We start from the raw sequence: 22,276 nt of genomic DNA, 5'->3' as shown, positions 1-22,276 counted from the left end.
AAATGGAAAAGACATATAACCCGCAAGATATCGAGCAGCCGCTCTACGAGCACTGGGAACAGCAGGGCTACTTTAAACCGAATGGCGATACCAGCCAGGAAAGCTTTTGCATCATGATCCCGCCGCCGAACGTCACCGGCAGCTTGCATATGGGTCACGCTTTCCAGCAGACCATCATGGATACCATGATTCGCTACCAGCGCATGCAGGGTAAAAATACCTTGTGGCAGGCCGGTACCGATCACGCCGGTATCGCCACGCAGATGGTGGTAGAACGCAAAATCGCCGCTGAAGAGGGCAAAACGCGCCAGGATTATGGCCGCGATGCGTTCATCGACAAAATCTGGCAGTGGAAAGCGGAATCCGGCGGCACCATTACTCGCCAGATGCGTCGTCTCGGCAATTCGGTTGACTGGGATCGCGAGCGCTTCACCATGGACGAAGGTCTGTCCAACGCAGTGCGCGAAGTGTTTGTCCGCCTGTACAAAGAGAACCTGATTTACCGTGGCAAACGCCTGGTAAACTGGGATCCAAAACTGCGTACCGCAATCTCCGATCTGGAAGTGGAAAATCGCGAGAGCAAAGGCTCGATGTGGCACATCCGCTATCCGCTGGCTGATGGCGTGAAAACCGCTGAAGGCAAAGATTATCTGGTGGTGGCGACTACGCGTCCGGAAACCCTGCTGGGCGATACCGGCGTCGCGGTTAACCCGGAAGATCCGCGTTATAAAGATCTGATCGGAAAAGAGCTGATCCTGCCGCTGGTGAACCGTCGTATTCCGATCGTTGGCGATGAACACGCTGATATGGAAAAAGGCACCGGCTGCGTGAAGATCACGCCTGCGCATGACTTCAACGACTACGAAGTGGGTCGTCGTCATAAGCTGCCGATGATCAACATTCTGACCTTTGATGGCGACATCCGCGAGCGCGCGGAAGTGTTCGACACCAATGGCGAAGTTAGCGACGCGTGCGCAGACGACATCCCGGCACAGTTCCAGAAAATGGAGCGTTTCGCCGCGCGTAAAGCGATGGTTGCCGCCATTGATGAGATTGGCCTGCTGGAAGAGATCAAACCGCACGACCTCACCGTGCCTTACGGCGATCGCGGCGGCGTGGTCATCGAGCCAATGCTGACCGACCAATGGTATGTGCGCACCGCACCGCTGGCGAAAGTCGCGGTTGAAGCGGTAGAAAACGGCGATATCCAGTTCGTGCCGAAGCAGTACGAAAACATGTACTTCTCATGGATGCGTGACATTCAGGATTGGTGTATTTCACGTCAGCTGTGGTGGGGACACCGCATCCCAGCATGGTACGACAACGACGGCAACGTCTATGTTGGCCGCACCGAGGACGAAGTGCGTCAGGAAAACAATCTGGCTGCCGATGTGGCGCTGCGCCAGGACGACGACGTGCTGGATACCTGGTTCTCGTCCGGTCTGTGGACCTTCTCGACGCTGGGCTGGCCGGAGAATACCGAAGCGCTGCGTACCTTCCATCCAACCAGCGTGCTGGTGAGCGGCTTCGACATCATCTTCTTCTGGATTGCGCGCATGATCATGCTGACCATGCACTTTATCAAAGATGAAAACGGCAAGCCGCAGGTGCCGTTCAAAACCGTTTATATGACCGGTTTGATCCGCGATGAAGAAGGCCAGAAGATGTCCAAGTCGAAAGGTAACGTCATCGATCCGCTGGATATGATTGACGGCATTTCGTTGGAAGATCTGCTGGAGAAACGTACCGGCAACATGATGCAGCCGCAGCTGGCTGAGAAGATCCGCAAACGTACCGAAAAGCAGTTCCCGGACGGCATCGTGCCTTCAGGTACCGATGCGCTGCGCTTCACCCTTGCCGCGCTGGCTTCTACCGGTCGTGACATCAACTGGGATATGAAGCGCCTCGAAGGCTACCGCAACTTCTGCAACAAGTTGTGGAACGCCAGCCGCTTCGTGCTGATGAATACCGAAGAGCAGGATTGCGGACAAAATGGCGGCGAAATGAAGCTGTCGCTGGCGGATCGCTGGATTCTGAGCGAGTTCAACCGCAGCGTGAAAGCCTATCGTGAAGCGCTGGATAACTATCGCTTTGATATCGCGGCCAACATTCTGTACGACTTCACCTGGAACCAGTTCTGTGACTGGTATCTGGAGTTGACCAAGCCGGTGATGACCAGCGGTAGCGAAGCGGAACTGCGCGGTACGCGTAATACGCTGGTCACCGTGCTGGAAGCGCTGCTGCGTCTGGCGCATCCGATCATTCCTTACATCACCGAAACCATCTGGCAGCGTGTGAAAGGCCTGAAAAACATCAATCACGATACCATCATGCTGCAGCCGTTCCCGCAGTATGACGCGGCGAAAGAGGATGCCGAGGCGCAAGCCGATATCGAGTGGATGAAGCAGGCGATCGTCGCGGTACGTAATATCCGTGCTGAGATGAACATCGCACCAAGCAAGCCGCTCGACGTGCTGCTGCGTGACTGCTCTGCCGCCGCGCAGCGTCGCGTCGAAGAGAACCGCACCTTCCTGTCGCGTCTGGCGCGTCTGGAAAGCCTGACCATTCTGCCTGCAGGCGAGAAAGGCCCGGTTTCGGTCACCAAGATTGTTGAAGGCGCTGAGTTGCTGATTCCGATGGCGGATCTGGTCAACAAAGAAGCCGAGCTGGAGCGTCTGGCGAAAGAGCTGGTGAAACTTGATGTCGAAATCGAGAAGATCCAGACCAAGCTGGCGAACGAAGGCTTTGTCTCACGTGCGCCGGAAGCGGTTGTCGCCAAAGAGCGTGAGCGCGTGGCTGAGCTTGAGCAATCAAAAGCAAAACTGTTTGAACAGCAGGGCGTGATTGCGGCATTGTAAGCGCTTCAGTCCAACTGCTTAATCGAAGCCGGGCACTGCCCGGCTTTTTTATACCGGAAGATAATGATGACCACCGACGCTCCCATCAATTTAAAGGTGCGCCCCATTACAGCCGCCGATAACCCGCTGATTGCACAGGTGATCCGTGATGTGTCAGCCGAATTTGGCCTGACGGCGGATAAAGGCTACACCGTGTCCGATCCCCATCTCGATCGCCTGTTCGAACTCTATAGCGAAGCCAACAGCGCTTACTGGATTGTGGAACATGATGGTGTGGTGGTGGGCGGCGGCGGCGTTGCACCGCTGGCCTGTAGCGCGCCGGATATCTGTGAGCTGCAGAAAATGTATTTCCTGCCGCAGGTGCGCGGCTTAGGTCTGGCGCGCGATCTGGCGCTACGTGCCATGGAATTCGCCCGTCAGCAGGGCTTTCAGCGCTGCTATCTGGAAACCACCGGCAGTTTGACGCGTGCGATTAAGTTGTATGAGTCGCTGGGGTTCGAGCTGATTGATAGCGCGATGGGTTGTACCGGGCATGTGGATTGTGAAGTGCGGATGCTGAAGGTGTTGTGATTTGCTGGCTGTGTGTGCTCGCTGTGTGTGCTCGCTGTGTGTGCTCGCTGTCCCCCATCCCTGCCTTCCCCCGCAAGCGGGGGAAGGAGATGCTGCCACATGCAGCTTCATCACTGGCATGTGGCAGCATCTTCCTCCCCCATTTATGGGGGAGGATCGAGGAGGGGGACAGCGGGCACAAACCTAAACCGCCGGCACCCCACTATGAAACCGCAGTTCGCCATCCGGCTCGCTGATTAAGCGCGCTTCTGCCTCGCCAAACACCTGCACGCGCGGCGCAATCTCCTTCGGCGAAATCTGCTGCGCCAGCTTCAGGTAATCCTGATAGTGACGCGCTTCCGAGCGCAGCAGCGAAATATAGAACTTCTCCAGTTGCTCATCCAGATACGGCGCCAGGCTGGCGAAACGTTCGCAGGATCGCGCTTCGATGTACGCCCCGCAAATCAGCTTATCCACCAGCGCTTCCGGCTCGTATGTGCGAATCTCGCGAATCAAACCTTTGGCATAGCGGCTGGCAGTGATTTTGCGATACGGCAAACCGCGCGACTGCATGATTTCCCACACCTGATAGAAGTGGTGCAGCTCCTCTTTCACCAGCAGCACCATCATCTCCACCAAATCATCGGCCCACGGCAGCTCATTGCGCACGATAATGCTTTTGGTCAGATTCTTGTGGGCATTGATAAAGTTACCGTCCTGCTCGTCGCGGTAGATAAAATCTTCATACGGCTTGAGCCACGCCAGAATGGCATCACCACTTGGCTTATCCGCCACGTATTTACGGATGATGAACACCGCGGTTTGCGCGGCTTTCAATTCACAAACCATGTGATCGGTGAGCAGCAACGTCAGATTTTCCGGCTTGCGCGCTTCATCAATCCACGCTTGTGGCGTGCGGCAATGCAGGAATTGATAGATCGGTTCTAATAGCGGAGCGTAATTCATGGGCAGTCTTTTGTCTTACGGGGAAACGTGTTCAGGGCGGCGAGTGCCGCCCATTAATGCTTAGTGACGCACACCGTTGTCTTCTTCGTCGTCGATGAACTCGCCATCGTCGTCTTCATCTTCGGCATCAGGATCTTCAAAGTAGGTGCCCCACCCGTCGTAATCGACGTTGTAGCTGCCCGCCAGATTCACCAGTTGCTCAACCTGCGCATCAATCAGCTCTGGCTTCAACGCGCCTTCGCTCAGGATATCCACACACATTACGGTGGTGCCGTCTTCCAGCTCCAGCTCTTCTGGCTCGCTCACTTCGTAGCCCAGCTTGAAGGCATCAACCGCGACCTTCTCCAGCGAGTCGAAGTTGTTGCAGGAGAGATGATGCTCAATAGTGTAAAGCGCATCTGGATCGCTGCCGTCTTCCAGCAACTCTTCAATGATCAGTCGCGTCTCTTCGCGCTGTTCTTCCAGCAATGCTTCATATGCCATGGGTGTGTCCTCAAATATTCGGCTGAATTCAATTATTTTCCCACACTGCCTCGCGCGCCACTACACAAAACAACAAGTTTCTTAACGCCAGGGTTGAAAATGCATATTCATACGGTTAAATTGAATTTTAATTCATTTAATGTAGTCATCCGGAGCGCTGTATGAGTCAGCTACATCAAAGACATTTCCTGAGATTGCTGGATTTCACCCCAGCCGAAATCGATTCTCTGCTGAGTCTGGCAGGTGAATTAAAACACGCAAAGAAAAATGCCAGCGAAACGCAGTACCTGAAAGGCAAAAACATCGCGCTCATCTTCGAAAAAGACTCGACTCGTACCCGATGCTCTTTCGAAGTTGCCGCTTACGATCAGGGCGCTAACGTCACCTATCTCGGCCCAAGCGGCAGCCAAATCGGCCATAAAGAGTCGATGAAAGACACCGCGCGCGTGCTGGGACGCATGTATGACGGTATTCAGTATCGCGGCTACGGCCAGGAACTGGTGGAAACCTTAGCGGAATTCGCTGGCGTGCCAGTGTGGAACGGCCTGACCACCGAATTCCATCCCACGCAACTGCTGGCCGATCTGCTGACAATGCAGGAACATCTGCCGGGTAAATCGCTGAATGAAATGACGCTGGTTTACGTCGGCGATGCACGCAACAACATGGGCAACAGCATGCTGGAAGCCGCTGCGCTGGTCGGCCTCGATCTGCGTCTGGTGGCGCCAAAAGGCTGCTGGCCGGAAGCGGAACTGGTGGAGCAGTGCCGCGTGGCCGCACAGCAAACCGGTGGCAAAATCACCCTGACTGAAGATATAGCCGAAGGCGTGCAAGGTGCCGACTTCATCTACACGGATGTGTGGGTGTCGATGGGCGAAGCCAAATCGGTGTGGGAAGATCGCATCGCCCTGCTGCGTCCTTATCAGGTTAATAGCGCGATGCTGGCGCTGACCGGCAATCCGCAGGTGAAGTTCCTGCACTGCTTACCGGCCTTCCATGACGACAAAACCACGCTGGGCCGTCAAATGGCCGAGCAGCACGGTTTGCACGATGGCATGGAAGTGAGTAATGAGGTGTTTGAATCTGCGCACAGCATCGTGTTCGATCAGGCTGAAAACCGCATGCACACCATTAAAGCGGTGATGGTCGCGACGCTCGGCAAGCTATGATTGGTGGAGCCGCAAACGTTTACCTCGCGCGCGATATTTGCTTGATGCAAATCAGTGAATGCGTATAATGCGGCCCAATTTGCCGGAGGAAACATGCAACAGCGCAGCGCACAATTTGACGCTCAACGACGCCTGACAGCGGGCGGCGCATCTGTTTCTTTCCGTCATCAATCGATCGTAAAAAAAGCCCCTTAAGCAGGGGCTTTTTTTTGTCCGCAATCCGGCAGCGCAGAGGAGAACGCTATGGCCAACCCGCTATACCGCAAGCACATTATTTCCATCAACGATCTCAACCGCGACGAGCTGGAGCTGGTGCTGCATACCGCTGCCCAGCTGAAAGCCAATCCCCAGCCGGAGCTGCTGAAACACAATGTGATCGCCAGCTGCTTCTTTGAGGCTTCAACGCGTACGCGTTTGTCGTTTGAAACCGCGATGCATCGTCTCGGCGCGTCAGTGGTAGGCTTCGCCGACGGTAGCAACACCTCGCTCGGCAAGAAAGGCGAAACCCTCGCCGATACCATTTCGGTGATTGGGACTTACGTTGATGCCATCGTGATGCGTCATCCGCAGGAAGGCGCCGCGCGTCTGGCGACGGAATTCTCCGGCGGCATTCCAATCCTCAACGCCGGTGATGGCGCCAACCAGCATCCAACGCAAACGCTGCTCGATCTCTTCACCATCCGCGAAACGCAAAATCGCCTGGATAACCTGAATGTGGCAATGGTCGGCGACCTGAAATATGGCCGCACCGTGCATTCACTGACGCAGGCGCTGGCGAAGTTTGATGGCAACCGCTTCTTCTTTATCGCGCCGGATGCGCTGGCGATGCCTGCGTACATCACCGATATGCTGGATGAGCAGAACATTGCCTGGTCACGCCACGACACCATCGAAGAAGTGATGCCAGAACTCGATATTCTGTATATGACGCGCGTGCAGAAAGAGCGCCTCGATCCGTCGGAATACGCCAACGTTAAAGCACAGTTCATTCTGCGTGCCGCTGATTTAGCCGGCGCGCGCGACAACATGAAAGTGCTGCATCCGCTGCCGCGTATCGACGAGATCACCACCGACGTGGATAGCACGCCGCACGCCTGGTATTTTCAGCAGGCTGGAAATGGCATCTTCGCTCGCCAGGCGCTGCTGGCGCTGGTACTGAATCGCGAACTGGCACTGTAAGGAGAAAGCGATGACTCACGATAATAAATTGCAGGTTGAAGCCATCAAACGCGGCACGGTGATTGACCATATCCCGGCGCAGGTCGGCTTTAAGTTACTGTCGCTGTTTCGTCTGACCGAAACCGATCAGCGCATCACTATCGGCCTCAACTTGCCGTCGGGCGAGATGGGCCGTAAAGATCTGATCAAGATCGAAAATACCTTCCTGACCGACGATCAGATCAATCAGTTGGCGGTGTATGCGCCGCTCGCCACGGTAAACCGCATTGACGAATACGAAGTGGTGGCGAAGATCGCCCCCACCTTGCCGGATCGTATTGACCGCGTGCTGACCTGCCCGAACAGCAACTGTATCAGCCGTAACGAGCCGGTGTTCACCAGTTTTGCGGTGAAAAAGCGCGAAGATGATGTGCATCTGAAGTGCAAATATTGCGAGAAAGAGTTCGCGCGCCACGTGGTGCTCGGTCACTGGTAATCGCCCGCGTCGTCCCTATAATGGGACGATTCATTTCGCGGCGGACATCGGTCGGCCGCGCACTTTCAAGGAGAAACAATGTCTCGCGAAATCAGTACTTCAAACGCACCCGCAGCGATTGGCCCTTACGTGCAGGGCGTGGATCTCGGCAGCATGATCATCACTTCAGGCCAGATCCCGGTTGATCCGGTCACCGGCGCCGTTGCCGACGATGTCTCCGCGCAGGCACGTCAATCACTGGAAAATGTGAAGGCGATTGTCGAAGCCGCCGGCCTGAAAGTGGGCGATATCGTGAAAACCACCGTGTTTGTGAAGGATTTGAATGACTTCGCCACCGTGAACGCGACCTATGAAGCGTTCTTCACCGAGCACAACGCCAGCTTCCCGGCGCGTTCGTGCGTGGAAGTGGCGCGCCTGCCGAAAGATGTGAAGATTGAGATCGAGGCGATTGCGGTACGTCGTTGATTTGGTTAGTGCTGGCTGTCCCCCATCCCGGCCTTCCCCCGCAAGCGGGGGAAGGAGATGCTGCCACATGCAGCTTCATCACTGACATATGGCAGCCTCTTCCTCCCCCATTTATGGGGGAGGACCGAGGAGGGGGACAGCCCGCACATCCCCCTATTTAAACGATCGCAACAACTTCTCCAGCGGCCGCACCAGCGCCAGCACTGTCTCATCCTGTACCTGCGCTGCCGCATCCAGTTGTGAATGCATCTGCGCCACCTCACCTGCGCCATACGCCTGATTACGTTCCAGCGCATTGACCAAATCCAGTCCCATTCGGCTCAACTCTGCTACTTGCTGTACTTGCTGCTGCAGCGGCTTGAGCTGATAGCTGCCCAAAATCAGCGGCATCACCGCATCGCTGTTGTTCTGCCAGCGCTGCAATTGCTGACGGATGGCATGCGCCGCCGCATGATCGGCGCGATTGGCGATCAAGCGATCCACCTGCTTATCCAGCACACGCACCGCGTTGCTCTCGGCAGGCAACACATCCGCCAAACGATTGAGCGGTTCAAAGTAGTCGTAATGTCCCGCCTGAAATTTCAGATGCTGGCGCGTGTAGTACTGCGCTGGCTCCAGCACTTCGGCCAATATGCGCAGCGGCGTGATGTCGCTGCTGTTCGCCAGTCGCATCATCTGCACTTCAGCCTGCTGATGCTGCTGCAAGCCGACTGAAACAGTGCCCCAGCGATCCACCGCGCTCAGGCGCTGATACATGTTATCGCTGTCGGTGACATCCTGCGCCGACCATAACCGCTCCGCCACCACAAAGGCGCGCGGCCACAGGCGTGTATCGATTACCCGGCTGTTAACATTCTCCGCCCACAGCGCCGCTTCGCCGCCGATCAGGTTGTTCTGCATCTGTTGCGGCGTCGGCAGCGATGGCGCAATGCCGGTTGGCACCTGCGGCAACTTGCTGCCTTCTGCGGGATAGCGCACATTGCCCACCAGCATATAACCGGTCAGCTTGTCTTGCGTTAGCGTCACCATCGGCTGGAATGGCCCCATCCACGTATCGACGCTGAACGTCAGCTGTGTGGGCGACAGCCAGCGGATATCACTGACCATGCGACGCGCTTTGCCGCTGAAATCGATAAAGCCGCGCCAGCCGTTTTTCCCTTCTATCAGGGTAAAGCTGCCTTTCAGCGCGCTGCCTTTCAAACGCGGCATGGTGAATTGCCAGCTCTGCGCCTGCTCACCTGCCTGCACCTGATCCGCGCCGTTAAGCCCCTGCGGCCAGGGTTCATTGCGATAGTGATAGGCGGCGGTTTGCGGCTGATCGAGATAGAAACCGGTGGAGAGAATGCCGCGAAAGTCGTTTTTCGCCACCGTGCCCAACGCATCCTGTCCTTGCCACGATTGAATCAGAATGCTTTTAGGCAGATCAGGATGGTAAACCTCATCCCAGCCGATCATGCGGCGCTGATGCGCTTCAAGGATTTTCTCAACGCGCTGATTAAACCAGGCTTGCAGCGCATGCGTATCCTTTAAACCGTGGTCGCGCATAAACTGCTGAATGCGTGTGGAATCATTCCACTGGGTTGGATCAACCTCATCACCGCCAATGTGGATGTAGGGATCGGGGAAGATCGCCGTCACTTCGCCCATTAAGGTGTCGATAAAGCGAAATACTGCTTCGTTGCTGGGATCGAGCAGCGGCTTAAACACGCCCCAGCCGCGCTCCATCTGATACGGTCCCGGCGCGCTCATTAACTCCGGCATCGCTACTGCTATCGCCGACGCATGACCGGGCAGATCGATTTCCGGTACCACGCGTACGCCGCGCTGCGTGGCGTAGCGCACCACATCGCGCATCTGCTGCTGCGTGTAGTACAAGCCGTCGCTGGCTTTCTCCTGCAGCTGCGGATAGTGGCTGGAGGCAAATCGCCAACCTTGATCGTCGGTTAAGTGCCAGTGAAACACGTTCATACGCGCGGCGGCGATGCCGTCGATTTGTCGTTTCACGGCCTCAATTGGCAGGAAGTGGCGTGCCGAATCGATCAGCACGCCGCGCCACGGAAAGCGCGGTTTGTCGTCAATGGTGACGTAGGGAATTTCGGTGCCATTTTCGGTGTTTTCAATCAGCTGCAACACGGTTTCCATGCCGCGCATCGCGCCAAAGCGCGTGTTGGCTTTCAGCAAGACGCCATCGCTGTTAACCAGCAGATGATAACTTTCGTCGCTGTCTGGCTGGGGAAGCGGATCAACCGCCTGCGCGATTTGCACCTGAATGCTGGGATGATCGCTGGATGCGCTGGTCGGCAGCAGCGGCCAGCCGGTTTGCCGCGCAATGCGCGCGCGCCAGCGCGATTCAGCACCTTCCAGATGATCGCCCGAGATATGCAACGTGAGCTGAGGTGTTAACGCATACGCCCCGCCGCCGCCTGGCTGCACAACGCTCTGTGGCCACGGCATCAGCGGTAAATCTCCGGCCGGCGCGGCGAAGGCGGAAAAAGTCATGGATAAACAACAGGCAAGCAGAGTTCTTTGCAATGACATCTGGGCATCCTTGTAAATGAAACAACGGACCAAAATGGGCAAAAGGCCCATTAAACCTGTTTCGCTTTGCAAAGCAAGTGGCGACGGACTGAAATCAAGGCAGGTTAAAACTTTTAACGCCGTCGTCACCATTGCACGGCTTTCATTCCTGGTTGTGGCTTCTTTGCTGTAGGTCAAAGCGGGGGCGATTAATCTCAGCGCAAACACCACATATAGCGATTAAACTCCTTAAAATTATCTACATATAGTTTCATGGAGAAGAAATGGCGACGGTGGTGATTAAGCGTGACGGCTGCAGAGTGCCGTTTGATGCGCAGCGGATCGAGGCGGCAGTCAACGCGGCTGCAGCTGCGGTACAAATCGATGATACGGCGTGGTGCGCGCAAGTGGCGGCGCAGGTTAGTCAACAGCTGGCTGACAAGGCTGAAGTGGATATCCGCGACATTCAGTGTGCGGTGGAGGAGACGCTAATGAGCGGACGCTGGCCGCAGCTGGCGCGTGCCTACATCGAATATCGCCATGACCGCGATTTAGCACGCGAGCAGCGCGGTAAACTGCATCACGCTATTCGCGGTTTAGTGGAGCAAACCAACGCCGCGCTACTCAATGAAAACGCGAATAAAGACAGCAAAGTGATTCCCACCCAGCGCGATCTGCTGGCTGGCATCGTCGCCAAACATTACGCTCAGCAGCAACTCTTGCCACGCGATGTGGTGCTGGCGCATGAACGTGGTGACATCCACTATCACGATCTCGACTATTCTCCGTTCTTCCCGATGTTTAACTGCATGCTAATCGATCTGCACGGCATGCTGACCCACGGTTTTAAGATGGGCAACGCCGAGATCGAGCCGCCCAAATCAATCGCCACCGCCACGGCGGTGACCGCACAGATCATCGCGCAGGTCGCCAGCCACATTTACGGCGGCACCACCATCAATCGCATTGATGAAGTGCTGGCACCTTTCGTTACGCTCAGTCTGGAAAAACACCGCTCGGTGGCGCTGGAATGGCAGATTCCGGATGCCGAAGCCTATGCGCGCGTTCGCACCGAGAAAGAGTGCTACGACGCGTTTCAGTCGCTGGAATATGAAGTGAATACGCTGCACACCGCCAACGGCCAGACGCCGTTTGTCACCTTTGGCTTTGGTCTCGGCACCGACTGGGCCGCGCGCCTGATCCAGCAATCCATTCTGCGCAACCGCATTGCCGGATTGGGCAAAAATCATAAAACCGCAGTGTTCCCGAAACTGGTGTTTGCAATCCGCGAAGGCGTAAATCGTCGGCCTGGCGATGTTAATTACGATATCAAGCAGCTGGCGTTAGAGTGCGCCAGCAAGCGCATGTATCCGGATATCCTCAACTACGAAAAAGTGGTGGAAGTGACCGGCTCGTTTAAAACGCCGATGGGCTGCCGTAGCTTCCTTGGCGTCTACGAGGAGAACGGCGAGCAGATTCACGAAGGCCGCAACAATATTGGCGTCATTAGCCTCAATCTGCCACGTATCGCGCTGCAGGCCAAAGGCGATGAAGCGCAGTTCTGGCGCTTGCTCGATGAACGTCTGGCGCTGGCGAAACGTGCCTTAATGACGCGTATCGCCCGGTTGGAAAAAACCAAAGCGCGCGTAGCGCCGATTCTCTATATGGAAGGTGCCTGCGGCGTGCGCCTGAAAGCGGATGACGAAGTGGGCGCCATTTTCCGCAACGGCCGCGCCTCAATTTCCCTTGGCTACATCGGCTTGCATGAAACGCTGAATGCGCTGAGCGGCAACCAAGTGCATCCGTATGACGCCGATTACCTGCGGGAAAAAGGCGTGGCGATTGTCACGCACCTGCGCCGCGCGGTGGATGCGTGGAAAGCGGAAACCGGCTACGGCTTCAGCTTGTACAGCACGCCGAGCGAGAATCTGTGCGACCGCTTCTGTCGCCTCGATGCCGCCGAATTTGGCGTGGTGGCCGGCGTTACCGACAAAGGGTATTACACCAATAGCTTCCATCTCGACGTGGAGAAGAAGGTCAATCCGTACGACAAGATCGACTTTGAAGCGCCCTATCCCGCCATCGCTAACGGCGGATTCATCTGTTACGGCGAATATCCCAACATCCAGCACAACCTCAAGGCGCTCGAAGATGTCTGGGATTACAGCTATCACCGCGTGCCCTATTACGGCACCAATACGCCGATTGATGAGTGCTACGAATGCGGCTTTAGCGGCGAGTTCAGCTGCACCAGCAAAGGGTTTACCTGCCCATGCTGTGGTAATTACGATCCGGCGCGCGTGTCGGTGACGCGCCGCGTGTGCGGCTATCTCGGCAGCCCGGATGCGCGTCCGTTTAACGCCGGTAAGCAGCAAGAAGTACAGCGGCGCGTTAAACATCTGGAGACAGGAAAACTGGGATGATGCGCATCCACGGCTATTATCCGGTTGATATCGTTAACGGGCCCGGCACGCGCTGCACGCTGTTTGTCGCGGGCTGCGAACATCAATGTCGCGGCTGCTACAACCAAAGCACGTGGCGGCTGGATTCCGGCGTGCCGTTTACGCTGGAGATGGAAGAGCAGCTGATCGCCGATCTTAACGATCGGCGCATTGCGCGCCAGGGCTTGTCGCTGAGCGGCGGCGATCCGCTGCATCCGCACAACGTGCCGCATATACGTCGTCTGGTGAAACGCGTGCGGCGTGAGTGTCCGGATAAGGATATCTGGCTGTGGACCGGATATGAAATGACGGAACTCAGCGCGGCGCAGCGCGAAGTGGTGGAGGAAATTGATGTGCTGATTGATGGACGTTTTATCGAAGCGGAGAAAGATGCGCGGCTGCTGTGGCGTGGCAGCCGCAATCAGAAGATTTGGTGGTTACGCCAGCCACAAGGCGAGCACGCCGAGCAGCATGCCGCTGCCTGCCACGCCGATCAGCGCGATCCACAGCGCCCGTGCGGGAAAGGCGCGATGCAGCATCAATAACGACGGCACACTCACGGCGGGCAGCGTGACTAATAACGCCAGCGCGGGCGCAATGCCCATGCCCGCCAGCATCATGGTCTGCACAATCGGGATTTCCGCGGCGGTAGGAATCACAAACAGGCAGCCGGCGATTGCCATCAACATCACCCAAAACAGCGTATTACCCACCGCGCCATCCGCGTGCGGGAACAGCCACACGCGCGCGGCGCCGAGCAACAATACCGCGACGATATACAGCGGAATGGTGTTGCAGAACAGTCGCCACATCACCCGCAGCCAGCGTGACAGAAACGGCTGTTCATCGCGGGCCGGGATAACGGGCGCGGTAACGACCTGATCCGGCACGCTGCGCTGCACCAGCCACGCGATGCCCAACACCATCATCAAACCTGCCACCAGCCGAATCGCCGCAAAATGCCAGCCGAGCACAAAGCCCATAAAAATCAGCGTGGCAGGATTGAGCAGCGGATTCGCCAGCCAGAACGCCATCGCCGCACCGCTGGAAACCTGTGACTGACGTAAGCCAGCGGTTACCGGCGCCGCACAGCAGCTGCACATCATGCCCGGCAAACCTAATCCAGTGCCCATCAGCGTCGAGCCAAAGCGTGAGCTACCCATCAGACGCAGCAGCCAGGCGCGCGGAATCAGCACCTGCACCAACGATCCGAGGATCACCCCGAGCACGGCCGCTTTCCACACGGCGAGGAAATAGACCATGGCGTAATCGAGCGCCGCGCGCCACGGTGAGCCCGCCGCATTGGCCAGAATCGATTTACCGATCGAATGCGTTTCGGCAGCAGTAAAGGCTTTACCGTAATAAGGCTGCCATTTGACATACCACAGGCCGATTACTACCACGGCGAGGAACAGCAGCGGTTTCCACCAGGCGAAGCGTGTCGCCGGGGCATGAGAAGTGAGTTGGGTCATCACGGAATTCCGTATTCAACTGAATAACGATGCCGCGTTAGGATACGCGGCGGAAAGGCCTTAGTGTCATTCAGGTCATTTCATTGCGCCATGTGGAAATCGCCTAAACTTGATCCGGCGCGGAAATTTACCTCCCGGAAGAATTGCCGGCTGGCTTGCTTTTTGCGACATGGCTACCAGGCTTGTTGGGTTAGAAGTGCAACGAACATAAGGTTCGTGATCAACAAGGAGGAAAAAGATGAGCAAGAAAATAGCGGTACTGATTACCAATGAATTTGAAGACTCAGAGTTTACCTCACCGGCGGAGGCTTACACTCAGGCGGGCCATGAAGTGGTTACCATCGAGTTTAAGGCCGGCAACATCGTTAAAGGGAAGCAGGGTAAAGCTGAGGTCAACATCGACAAGGCTATTGATGATGTGAATGCAACCGAGTTCGATGCGCTGCTGCTGCCCGGTGGACACTCGCCCGATGCCCTGCGCGGTGACGATCGTTTCGTCAACTTCACCAGGGAGTTTGTCGCCAGCGGCAAGCCGGTGTTTGCCATTTGCCATGGCCCGCAGCTGCTGATCAGCGCGAACGGCGTGCGCGGCCGCAAAATGACCAGCGTAAAAGCCATCGCCATCGATCTGCGTAATGCCGGTGCGGATTTTTACGATAAAGAAGTGGTGGTGGATGATGACAAGTTAGTTACCAGCCGCACGCCTGAAGACCTGCCCGCGTTTAATCGCGAGTCGCTGCGGATTTTGAACGCGGCCTGATAGTTTTTCCTGCATTGGGGTCGCCGTGAATGGCGGCCCTAAGGCCGGGTCCAGATAATCTTTTTGCCAAAGCCCAGCGCATTGTCGGTCATCTTCACTTCGTCGAGCACGATTTCCCACAACGGTGCGGTGACTTTCTTTGCCACTGGAAAACGCTTCTGATAAGCGTGACGCGCCAGCACTTCCCTTTCTCCACTTAGCAGCTGAATCACGCCGCGATACTGCACGCCTTTAATCAGCAGCACACTTTTTGGCTGGCCATTCACCGTGCCCGCCACGCGCGGATTTGACTGGATTAATGCGCCATGGCGCGTGTCTGGTGCAGTCATCAGCCAGAACGCCATGTTCGCGGCATCAAATACATAAAAGCAGTTGGCACACCACAGATCGTCGCCATGGCTGGCAGATAACGACAGCACGTGCTGTTTTTTTAAGTAGCGAATCAGATGAGCATGGTCGGACAAAATTGGACTCCGTGCGGCGAATAGCGATGCGGCCTGAAGCGCGCTACACTGCCTGCCAGCTAATTTTCGGGATAAGTATGATGGAACAAGGCTGGCAGCTTTATCTGCTACAAACCGCCGCAGGGATGCTGTATACCGGCATCACCACCGATGTTAATCGTCGGCTGCAACAGCATCAGCAGGGACGCGGCGCGCGTTCGCTGCGTGGCAAGGGCCCGCTGACGCTGGTGTTTCACTGCGATGCGGGCGATCGGGCGGCGGCGTCACGCCTGGAATATCAGGTGAAGCAGCTGAGCCGCGCGCAAAAGCTGCTGCTGGTTGCACAGCAGCCGCCCTGCTTAGTGGCCTGGTTTAGTCGAAACGGTTAAACGGCAGCGCGAATTCGATCAGCCCTTCTACATCATCAAACGCATCGTCTGCCAGTTTGTAAACCTGAAAGGCCGCTTCACTGCCTAACCAGCGACAGTGCAAACCATGACGTGCCGCCGGTTCAAAGCCGAGTGGATTGTAGAACTCAGGATCGCCCAGCACCACCACGGCGCTGTAGCTGAACTCATTAAGTGAATCCAATCCTTCATACACCAGCCGTTTAGCAAGGCCCTGTTTGCGCACCGATTCATCCACGGCGAGCGGCGCCAAAGCGACCCAGTTGCGGTCTTCTCCCTGCAGGGTCACCGGACTGAAAGCGGCATAACCCAGAACCTGACCTTCATCATCCGTGGCAACTACACCGAGAGTCAGCAAGCCATCTTCGCGCAGTTGCTGTATCAGTTCCGCTTCGGCAGCGGTAGCAAAACTGCGCTTTAACAGGCTATCGATGCCTGCTGCATCAACGCCAATTTCAGTACGAATCAACATGAGATCCCCGCGCGCGCCTCAGTGGCCTTCGCGTCCTGTTTCATTCCTGTCTCAATAAAAGCAGCGAGCTGCTGCAATCCCGTGCGTAATGGCGTGGGCATGGCATCCAGTTCAATGGCATCCATTAGGTTTTTCACCTCAAGTCCCAGCTCAGTGTCACCTTCAATCACCAGACGGCGTTGAAAGAACAACATATCGGGATCCGCTTTGCGTGCTGCCACCAGCAACAGATCGTTGGCTTCACCGCGAAACCAGACATCAGCCTCAGTGTCGCGCGAAACGGTCAGGCGCCCTGCTTGCAGGGTGGTGATCCAGCGCAGATTCACATCGGCAACCTCAATCCCCAGATAACGCCCTTCCAGAAAGTCTAACTCACCTTCAGACAAAGCATGACGAAATTGCCAGTTTAGGAGTTGTTGCAGAATAGCTTTTTTTAGCGGGAAAGGGGTAATGGAAACAGGTAAAGCAAGGAATTCTGGCCCTTTTTCAACAATCAGACCGCGTAAGCGCGCAAACATCATCGTCATTCCCTTCAGAAAATTTCATCTATTTTGCCACATCTGACCGGCTTCGCCTCCACTGAGATCAAGGAAATCGCCGCCTGGCTGGACGAAAAACCTTCATTCCCGATCATCAATGCCGCTTTCACTGCCTTAAATCAACATTGCTGTCGGGTCAGTTATTTACACTCTTCGGCTTCAGAATCCGGGGAGGAAAATGTATGGAACTGCTGTGTCCGGCGGGGAATTTGCCTGCGCTGAAATCGGCGGTGGAGCATGGTGCTGACGCGGTGTATGTCGGCCTGAAAGACGATACCAATGCCCGCCACTTTGCTGGCCTCAATTTTACCGATAAGAAACTGGCTGAAGCCGCGCGCTATCTGCATCAGCATCGGCGCAAACTGCATGTGGCGATCAACACCTTCGCCCACCCTGATGGCATCAATCGCTGGCAAAGCGCGATTGATGTTGCCGCTCAGAACGGCGCGGATGCGTTGATTCTGGCGGATATTGCCACGCTGGAGTATGCGGCAAAACACTATCCGCAGGTTGAGCGTCACCTTTCGGTACAGGCCTCTGCCACCAATCTGCAGGCCATCCATTTTTACCATCGTCATTTTCAACTCAGCCGCGTGGTGCTGCCGCGCGTGCTGTCGATGCATCAGGTCAAACAGCTGGCGCGTGAAACGCCGGTCCCGCTGGAAGTGTTCGCTTTCGGTAGCCTGTGCATTATGGCTGAAGGCCGCTGCTACCTCTCTTCCTGGCTGACCGGCGAGTCGCCTAACAGTGCGGGAGCCTGCTCGCCGGCGAAATTTGTGCGTTGGCAGCAGACGCCAAAAGGCATGGAATCGCGCCTGAATGAGGTGCTGATTGACCGTTACGCACCCGACGAGAGCGCTGGCTATCCCACCTTGTGCAAAGGCCGTTATGAAGTGGATAACCAGCTCTATCACGTACTGGAGGAGCCCACCAGCCTGAACACCTTGTCGCTGCTGCCTGAACTGCTGCGCGCCAACATTGCCTCGGTGAAAATTGAAGGACGCCAGCGCAGTCCGGCCTATGTGGCGCAGGTAGCGAAAGTGTGGCGTCAGGCCATTGATCGCTGCATGGCATCGCCGGAACAGTATGCCGTGCAGGAACCCTGGATGCAGGCGTTGGGCGAGTTATCAGAAGGCAGCCAAACCACGCTCGGTGCTTATCACCGTGACTGGCAATAAGGAGATCGCATGAAATACGCCATCGGGCCGGTGCTGTGGTACTGGCCAACTGCAACGCTGGAAACCTTTTATCAACGCGCCGCCGAGAGCAGCGCGGAGATCATTTATCTCGGCGAAGCCGTCTGCAGTAAAAGACGCGCCACCTCGTTCCATCAATGGATGGACATCGCGCGCATGCTGGCGCTGCAGGGCAAGCAAGTGGTGCTGAGTACGTTGGCACTGCTGCAGTCGCCATCGGAAGTCAAAGAGCTGCGCCGCTATGTCGATAACGGTGAGTTCCTGCTGGAAGCCAATGATATCGGCACCGTGAATATGGCGGCGGAGCGCAAATTGCCGTTTGTCGCCGGCCCGACACTGAATGTGTATAACGCGCAGACGCTGCAACTGTTGCTGAAAGAAGGCATGACGCGCTGGTGCATTCCGGTGGAGATGTCCCGCGACTGGCTGATTCAACTGCTGCAACAGTGCGATGCGGCGGGTGTGCGCGAACAATTTGAGGTGGAAGTGCTTGGCTATGGTCATCTGCCGCTGGCGCTGTCAGCACGCTGCTTTACCGCACGCGCTGAGAATCGTGGCAAAGATGATTGCCAAACCTGCTGCATCAATTACCCAACCGGCCGCCGCGTGCTCTCGCAGGAAGGCCAGCAGGTGTTTGTGCTCAACGGCATTCAGACCATGAGCGGCTATTGCTACAACCTCGGCAATGACCTGAGCGGCATGCATAACTGGATCGACATTGTACGTTTGTCGCCCCAGGGCGAAAGTACACTCGCCGAAGTGGATCGCTTCCGCGCCAACGAAGCCGGTCAGGCACCGCTAATGATGGCGCGCGGCAGTGATTGTAATGGTTATTGGCGTCGCCTGGCGGGAATGGCACTGGAAGGCGGCAGGTAAAGGCACATTCCGGCTATATTCCTGCTGTTATTAGCAGTTTTAATATAGGTAACGATGAGTAATACTCACAAGCGCAGGTCCGAATAAACACCTGCGCCATCCCTATTTGGAGTGCCCATGTCTGAGAAAAAAACTGTTCGCCTGTCCGTGTTGGATCTGGCCCCTATTCCACAAGGTTCCACTGCACGCGACGCGTTCCATAATTCGCTGGCACTGGCCCGTCAATCCGAAGCATTGGGCTTTCACCGCTACTGGCTGGCGGAACACCATAATATGACGGGGATTGCCAGCGCCGCGACGTCAGTGCTGATTGGCTATTTAGCGGCTAATACCGAAACGCTGCGCCTTGGTTCAGGCGGCATTATGCTGCCCAATCACGCGCCGCTGGTGATCGCCGAACAGTTTGGTACCCTCGAGTCACTCTATCCTGGGCGCATCGATTTGGGACTGGGCCGCGCGCCGGGTTCCGACCAACGCACCATGCTGGCGTTGCGTCGTCATCTTTCCAGCGGCCAGGCAGATAGTTTTCCGGAAGATGTCTCTGAACTGATTCGCTGGTTTGACGCCGAAGAGGGAGAACATCCACCAGTACAACCGGTTCCAGGTTTAGGATTGAAAATTCCGGTGTGGCTGCTCGGTTCCAGCCTGTACAGCGCGCAACTGGCCGCTCAGCTGGGTTTGCCGTTTGCATTTGCCTCGCATTTCGCGCCGGATCTGCTGTTCCAGGCGCTGCATCTCTATCGTGAGAAATTCAAACCTTCCGCACGTCTGGCGAAGCCATATGCGATGGTGTGCGTCAACGTCGTCGCAGCCGATAGCGAACGTGACGCTCGCTTCCTGTTCACCTCGATGCAGCAGCAGTTTATTAATCTGCGTCGCGGCAAACCGGGTCCGCTGCCTGCGCCGGTGGAGAACATGGATAATCTGTGGTCGCCGTCCGAGCAATATGGCGTGCAGCAGGCACTCAGCATGTCGATTGTCGGCGATAGCGATAAAGTCCGCAGCGGCCTCGCCGCGCTGATGCGTGAAACCCAGGCGGACGAGATTATGGTTAACGGCCAGATTTACGATTCGCAGGCGCGTCTGCGCTCCTTCGCGCTGGCAATGGAAGCAGCGCGCACGCTGTAAACCTCATTGCGGTGGGTTTAACCACTCTGGGCCCACCGCAATGGTTCGCACGTCTCGCGCCGGTGACTGACCGTGAAAACGGCTGTATTCACGACTGAACTGCGAAGCACTTTGATAACCCACCCGATAACCCGCCGTGCCGGCATCCAGCTTCTCAATCAACATCAAACGCCGCGCCTCGTTGAGCCGCAGCTGCTTTTGATACTGCATCGGCGTCATCGCCGTTACCGCTTTAAAGTGATGATGCAGCGACGAAATACTCATCCCTACGCTGCTCGCCAGAAAATCCATTTTCAACGGCTGATGAAAGTTTTCGCGTAGCCAACGCGCGGCGCGCGCCACTTTGTTGCCTGGCCGTTCCGTCAACGCCATGTTGAGAATGCGCGGCCCTTCGGGTCCAGTCAGCAAACGATAGAAAATCTCCTGCTCAATCAACGGTGCCAGCGCGGCTATGTCCTGCGGGTGATCCAGCAACTCGACTAAACGCATCACCGCATCCACCAACGGTGGCGCGACTTTATGCACGGCGATACCGCGCTCGCTCACCGCCGTGCTGCCGAGTTGATGGTGCGGAAAGTGTTCCAGATAACGCATCAGACGCGTTTCGTTAATGGTGATGCCCACACCAAGATTCGGTTTCTCTGGCGTTGCCATGACCACGCAGGATTGCACCGGCATATCAAGCGTCACCAACAGTAAATCGCCCGGCCCGTAATGCATCACTTCATCACCCATGCGCAGCGCTTTTTGCCCCTGCGCGATCAGGGCAAAGCTCGCCCAGGTCGCCACATGCGCCAAACTGGTGGGCTGAGAACTGCGGCCGAAAGAGAGAAAGTCGATTGGGCAATAGTGACGACCATCCTGCGGTGCGTGGCGAGCAATAATTGCCACCAACTGCTGCCATTGTTCCTGATGAATCATGCGATCGGTGCTCCGCGGTAAGAAATCACTGAGTGGATATTCTCGCTTGCGGTTGGCGCTGCGACTAGTCCTTGAACAGCAGATTTGCAGGATCGTGCAAGAAGCTTGCAGGATTGCGCTACCACCCGATTGTATGGACAGCGCATGCTTTATTTTCCCCGAAATCTCAGGTGGAGAGACACGATGAAAACACTTGAAGGCAAAATTGCGCTGGTGACGGGCGCTTCGAAAGGCATTGGTGCCGCCATCGCCATGACTTTCGCGGCGGCCGGTGCTCGGGTGGTGGTGAATTATCTTCAGGACGAAGTGGGTGCGGCGGATGTGGTGACCGACATTCAGGAGCTGGGTAGCGACGCCATCGCCGTACAGGCTGATATCTCACGCGAGGCCGATGTGCAGCGCTTGTTCGCTAGCAGCATTGAGCAGTTTGGCGCGCCCGATATTGTGGTGAATAACGCCGGCATTTTTCACCACGGTGACTTTGCCGAGCTTAGCCTCAGCGAGATGCAGCAGCAGCTGAATGTGAATCTGCTGGGCACCTTGCTGGTGTGTCAGCAGGCGGCAAAACATTTCCCCGCAGGCGGCGGTTCCATCATCAACCTTAGCGCTTTAAATAGCCAACGCTGCACGCCCGGCTCGGTGCTTTGGGCAGCAACCAAAGGCGCGATCGATACCTTAACGCAGGGCCTCGCACGCGAGCTTGGGCCACGTAATATTCGCGTCAATGCGTTAGCACCCGGCATTATTTTGACCGAAGGTTTGCTGGCGGCGAAGAAGATGCACCCGGAGTTGAAAGCACAGCTGATAGCGGCAACGCCGCTCGGACGCTTTGGCTTGCCGGAAGATGTGGCGCAGGTGGCGCTGTTTCTGGCGTCAGAAGAGTCAGCTTACGTTAGCGGTGAACGCGTGCTGATTGCTGGTGGCGTGTAAAATTTACCTTCCACGCGCATAAAAAAAGGG

22 protein-coding genes are annotated in these 22,276 nt (G+C 56.3%); 14 read left to right on the top strand and 8 right to left on the bottom strand.

Going from position 1 to position 22,276, the window contains the following annotated elements:
* The first annotated feature begins 2 nt into the window (after positions 1 to 2).
* Together FCN45_RS02675 and FCN45_RS02670 are read left to right on the top strand one after the other, a co-directional pair.
* A complete protein-coding gene (locus tag FCN45_RS02675) occupies positions 3 to 2,858 on the top strand; it encodes a valine--tRNA ligase (protein WP_137385079.1) in 2,856 nt (951 codons plus the stop codon).
* A gap of 66 nt (positions 2,859 to 2,924) precedes the next feature.
* Positions 2,925 to 3,428, top strand: coding sequence for a GNAT family N-acetyltransferase (locus FCN45_RS02670; RefSeq protein WP_137386840.1), 504 nt, complete (start codon positions 2,925 to 2,927; stop codon positions 3,426 to 3,428).
* Positions 3,429 to 3,611: 183 nt separating this feature from the next.
* On the opposite strand, the gene FCN45_RS02660 is transcribed toward FCN45_RS02670, so the two are convergent.
* Both FCN45_RS02660 and rraB read right to left on the bottom strand, forming a co-directional pair.
* Positions 3,612 to 4,373 (bottom strand): tRNA-(ms[2]io[6]A)-hydroxylase, encoded by a 762-nt coding sequence (locus FCN45_RS02660; RefSeq protein ID WP_101762230.1) that lies wholly within the window; start codon positions 4,371 to 4,373, stop codon positions 3,612 to 3,614.
* A 60-nt stretch (positions 4,374 to 4,433) separates the two neighbouring features.
* Positions 4,434 to 4,856, bottom strand: a complete 423-nt coding sequence (rraB, locus tag FCN45_RS02655; protein WP_008104254.1) for a ribonuclease E inhibitor RraB — start codon at positions 4,854 to 4,856, stop codon at positions 4,434 to 4,436.
* 161 nt (positions 4,857 to 5,017) lie between these two features.
* Between rraB and argF the strand changes: the two genes are divergently transcribed.
* The 4 genes from argF to ridA all read left to right on the top strand — a co-directional run bounded on the left by argF (position 5,018) and on the right by ridA (position 8,144).
* Entirely contained in the window at positions 5,018 to 6,025 is a 1,008-nt protein-coding gene (argF, locus tag FCN45_RS02650) for an ornithine carbamoyltransferase (RefSeq protein ID WP_137385078.1), read from the top strand.
* A gap of 243 nt (positions 6,026 to 6,268) precedes the next feature.
* Positions 6,269 to 7,204 carry an aspartate carbamoyltransferase gene (gene pyrB / locus FCN45_RS02645; protein ID WP_137385077.1) on the top strand — a complete coding sequence of 312 codons (936 nt, stop codon included), beginning with the start codon at positions 6,269 to 6,271 and terminating at the stop codon, positions 7,202 to 7,204.
* Between the two features lie 10 nt (positions 7,205 to 7,214).
* Complete coding sequence (pyrI, locus tag FCN45_RS02640; RefSeq protein WP_007886734.1) at positions 7,215 to 7,679, top strand: aspartate carbamoyltransferase regulatory subunit; 465 nt, start codon at positions 7,215 to 7,217, stop codon at positions 7,677 to 7,679.
* Between the two features lie 78 nt (positions 7,680 to 7,757).
* Positions 7,758 to 8,144 (top strand): 2-iminobutanoate/2-iminopropanoate deaminase, encoded by a 387-nt coding sequence (gene ridA, locus FCN45_RS02635; RefSeq protein ID WP_137385076.1) that lies wholly within the window; start codon positions 7,758 to 7,760, stop codon positions 8,142 to 8,144.
* 153 nt (positions 8,145 to 8,297) lie between these two features.
* On the opposite strand, the gene FCN45_RS02630 is transcribed toward ridA, so the two are convergent.
* Positions 8,298 to 10,682, bottom strand: coding sequence for a beta-N-acetylhexosaminidase (locus FCN45_RS02630; protein ID WP_137385075.1), 2,385 nt, complete (start codon positions 10,680 to 10,682; stop codon positions 8,298 to 8,300).
* Positions 10,683 to 10,945: 263 nt separating this feature from the next.
* Between FCN45_RS02630 and nrdD the strand changes: the two genes are divergently transcribed.
* Both nrdD and nrdG read left to right on the top strand, forming a co-directional pair.
* The gene (gene nrdD / locus FCN45_RS02625) at positions 10,946 to 13,084 is read left to right on the top strand and encodes an anaerobic ribonucleoside-triphosphate reductase (RefSeq protein ID WP_137385074.1); all 2,139 of its coding nucleotides are present in this window, start codon (positions 10,946 to 10,948) and stop codon (positions 13,082 to 13,084) included.
* A complete protein-coding gene (gene nrdG, locus FCN45_RS02620) occupies positions 13,081 to 13,647 on the top strand; it encodes an anaerobic ribonucleoside-triphosphate reductase-activating protein (RefSeq protein WP_137385073.1) in 567 nt (188 codons plus the stop codon). Before nrdD ends, nrdG begins: the two co-directional genes overlap by 4 nt.
* Here nrdG and FCN45_RS02615 read toward each other — a convergent pair.
* Positions 13,540 to 14,574 carry a permease gene (locus FCN45_RS02615; RefSeq protein ID WP_137385072.1) on the bottom strand — a complete coding sequence of 345 codons (1,035 nt, stop codon included), beginning with the start codon at positions 14,572 to 14,574 and terminating at the stop codon, positions 13,540 to 13,542. The genes nrdG and FCN45_RS02615 overlap by 108 nt on opposite strands.
* 238 nt (positions 14,575 to 14,812) lie before the next feature.
* On the opposite strand from FCN45_RS02615, the gene FCN45_RS02610 reads away from it, so the two are divergent.
* Entirely contained in the window at positions 14,813 to 15,334 is a 522-nt protein-coding gene (locus tag FCN45_RS02610; protein WP_137385071.1) for a type 1 glutamine amidotransferase domain-containing protein, read from the top strand.
* A 38-nt stretch (positions 15,335 to 15,372) separates the two neighbouring features.
* On the opposite strand, the gene FCN45_RS02605 is transcribed toward FCN45_RS02610, so the two are convergent.
* Positions 15,373 to 15,798: a YhbP family protein gene (locus tag FCN45_RS02605; RefSeq protein ID WP_137385070.1), complete on the bottom strand. Its 426-nt coding sequence runs from the start codon at positions 15,796 to 15,798 to the stop codon at positions 15,373 to 15,375.
* 80 nt (positions 15,799 to 15,878) lie between these two features.
* Between FCN45_RS02605 and FCN45_RS02600 the strand changes: the two genes are divergently transcribed.
* A complete protein-coding gene (locus tag FCN45_RS02600) occupies positions 15,879 to 16,166 on the top strand; it encodes a GIY-YIG nuclease family protein (protein WP_101762240.1) in 288 nt (95 codons plus the stop codon).
* Here the strand turns inward: FCN45_RS02600 and FCN45_RS02595 are convergent.
* Positions 16,150 to 16,656 carry a GNAT family N-acetyltransferase gene (locus FCN45_RS02595; RefSeq protein WP_137385069.1) on the bottom strand — a complete coding sequence of 169 codons (507 nt, stop codon included), beginning with the start codon at positions 16,654 to 16,656 and terminating at the stop codon, positions 16,150 to 16,152. The genes FCN45_RS02600 and FCN45_RS02595 overlap by 17 nt on opposite strands.
* Positions 16,650 to 17,174 carry an SCP2 domain-containing protein gene (locus tag FCN45_RS02590; RefSeq protein WP_137386839.1) on the bottom strand — a complete coding sequence of 175 codons (525 nt, stop codon included), beginning with the start codon at positions 17,172 to 17,174 and terminating at the stop codon, positions 16,650 to 16,652. The genes FCN45_RS02595 and FCN45_RS02590 overlap by 7 nt, the downstream gene beginning before the upstream one ends.
* A gap of 203 nt (positions 17,175 to 17,377) precedes the next feature.
* Here FCN45_RS02590 and FCN45_RS02585 point away from each other — a divergent pair, with 203 nt between their 5' ends.
* The 3 genes from FCN45_RS02585 (at position 17,378) to FCN45_RS02575 (ending at position 20,395) form a co-directional block, all read left to right on the top strand.
* Positions 17,378 to 18,373, top strand: a complete 996-nt coding sequence (locus FCN45_RS02585; RefSeq protein WP_137385068.1) for a peptidase U32 family protein — start codon at positions 17,378 to 17,380, stop codon at positions 18,371 to 18,373.
* 9 nt (positions 18,374 to 18,382) lie between these two features.
* Entirely contained in the window at positions 18,383 to 19,267 is an 885-nt protein-coding gene (locus tag FCN45_RS02580; protein ID WP_137385067.1) for a U32 family peptidase, read from the top strand.
* Between the two features lie 117 nt (positions 19,268 to 19,384).
* Positions 19,385 to 20,395: a luciferase-like monooxygenase gene (locus tag FCN45_RS02575; protein WP_137385066.1), complete on the top strand. Its 1,011-nt coding sequence runs from the start codon at positions 19,385 to 19,387 to the stop codon at positions 20,393 to 20,395.
* Between the two features lie 3 nt (positions 20,396 to 20,398).
* Here FCN45_RS02575 and FCN45_RS02570 read toward each other — a convergent pair whose 3' ends face one another.
* The gene (locus tag FCN45_RS02570) at positions 20,399 to 21,316 is read right to left on the bottom strand and encodes an AraC family transcriptional regulator (RefSeq protein WP_137385065.1); all 918 of its coding nucleotides are present in this window, start codon (positions 21,314 to 21,316) and stop codon (positions 20,399 to 20,401) included.
* 183 nt (positions 21,317 to 21,499) lie between these two features.
* Here FCN45_RS02570 and FCN45_RS02565 point away from each other — a divergent pair, with 183 nt between their 5' ends.
* A complete protein-coding gene (locus tag FCN45_RS02565) occupies positions 21,500 to 22,246 on the top strand; it encodes an SDR family NAD(P)-dependent oxidoreductase (RefSeq protein WP_137385064.1) in 747 nt (248 codons plus the stop codon).
* Positions 22,247 to 22,276 lie beyond the last annotated feature (30 nt).

The organism is Pantoea sp. SO10 (genome assembly GCF_005281435.1).
Lineage (GTDB): Bacteria > Pseudomonadota > Gammaproteobacteria > Enterobacterales > Enterobacteriaceae > Pantoea > Pantoea leporis.
This window is presented reverse-complemented; position numbering and strand designations above follow the sequence as displayed.

Coding starts and splice junctions, on each gene's coding strand:
- FCN45_RS02675 (WP_137385079.1), top strand. CDS start 3: ATGGAAAAGACATATAACCCGCAAGATATCGAGCAGCCGCTCTACGAG.
- FCN45_RS02670 (WP_137386840.1), top strand. CDS start 2,925: ATGACCACCGACGCTCCCATCAATTTAAAGGTGCGCCCCATTACAGCC.
- FCN45_RS02660 (WP_101762230.1), bottom strand. CDS start 4,373: ATGAATTACGCTCCGCTATTAGAACCGATCTATCAATTCCTGCATTGC.
- rraB (WP_008104254.1), bottom strand. CDS start 4,856: ATGGCATATGAAGCATTGCTGGAAGAACAGCGCGAAGAGACGCGACTG.
- argF (WP_137385078.1), top strand. CDS start 5,018: ATGAGTCAGCTACATCAAAGACATTTCCTGAGATTGCTGGATTTCACC.
- pyrB (WP_137385077.1), top strand. CDS start 6,269: ATGGCCAACCCGCTATACCGCAAGCACATTATTTCCATCAACGATCTC.
- pyrI (WP_007886734.1), top strand. CDS start 7,215: ATGACTCACGATAATAAATTGCAGGTTGAAGCCATCAAACGCGGCACG.
- ridA (WP_137385076.1), top strand. CDS start 7,758: ATGTCTCGCGAAATCAGTACTTCAAACGCACCCGCAGCGATTGGCCCT.
- FCN45_RS02630 (WP_137385075.1), bottom strand. CDS start 10,682: ATGTCATTGCAAAGAACTCTGCTTGCCTGTTGTTTATCCATGACTTTT.
- nrdD (WP_137385074.1), top strand. CDS start 10,946: ATGGCGACGGTGGTGATTAAGCGTGACGGCTGCAGAGTGCCGTTTGAT.
- nrdG (WP_137385073.1), top strand. CDS start 13,081: ATGATGCGCATCCACGGCTATTATCCGGTTGATATCGTTAACGGGCCC.
- FCN45_RS02615 (WP_137385072.1), bottom strand. CDS start 14,574: ATGACCCAACTCACTTCTCATGCCCCGGCGACACGCTTCGCCTGGTGG.
- FCN45_RS02610 (WP_137385071.1), top strand. CDS start 14,813: ATGAGCAAGAAAATAGCGGTACTGATTACCAATGAATTTGAAGACTCA.
- FCN45_RS02600 (WP_101762240.1), top strand. CDS start 15,879: ATGGAACAAGGCTGGCAGCTTTATCTGCTACAAACCGCCGCAGGGATG.
- FCN45_RS02595 (WP_137385069.1), bottom strand. CDS start 16,656: ATGTTGATTCGTACTGAAATTGGCGTTGATGCAGCAGGCATCGATAGC.
- FCN45_RS02590 (WP_137386839.1), bottom strand. CDS start 17,174: ATGTTTGCGCGCTTACGCGGTCTGATTGTTGAAAAAGGGCCAGAATTC.
- FCN45_RS02585 (WP_137385068.1), top strand. CDS start 17,378: ATGGAACTGCTGTGTCCGGCGGGGAATTTGCCTGCGCTGAAATCGGCG.
- FCN45_RS02580 (WP_137385067.1), top strand. CDS start 18,383: ATGAAATACGCCATCGGGCCGGTGCTGTGGTACTGGCCAACTGCAACG.
- FCN45_RS02575 (WP_137385066.1), top strand. CDS start 19,385: ATGTCTGAGAAAAAAACTGTTCGCCTGTCCGTGTTGGATCTGGCCCCT.
- FCN45_RS02570 (WP_137385065.1), bottom strand. CDS start 21,316: ATGATTCATCAGGAACAATGGCAGCAGTTGGTGGCAATTATTGCTCGC.
- FCN45_RS02565 (WP_137385064.1), top strand. CDS start 21,500: ATGAAAACACTTGAAGGCAAAATTGCGCTGGTGACGGGCGCTTCGAAA.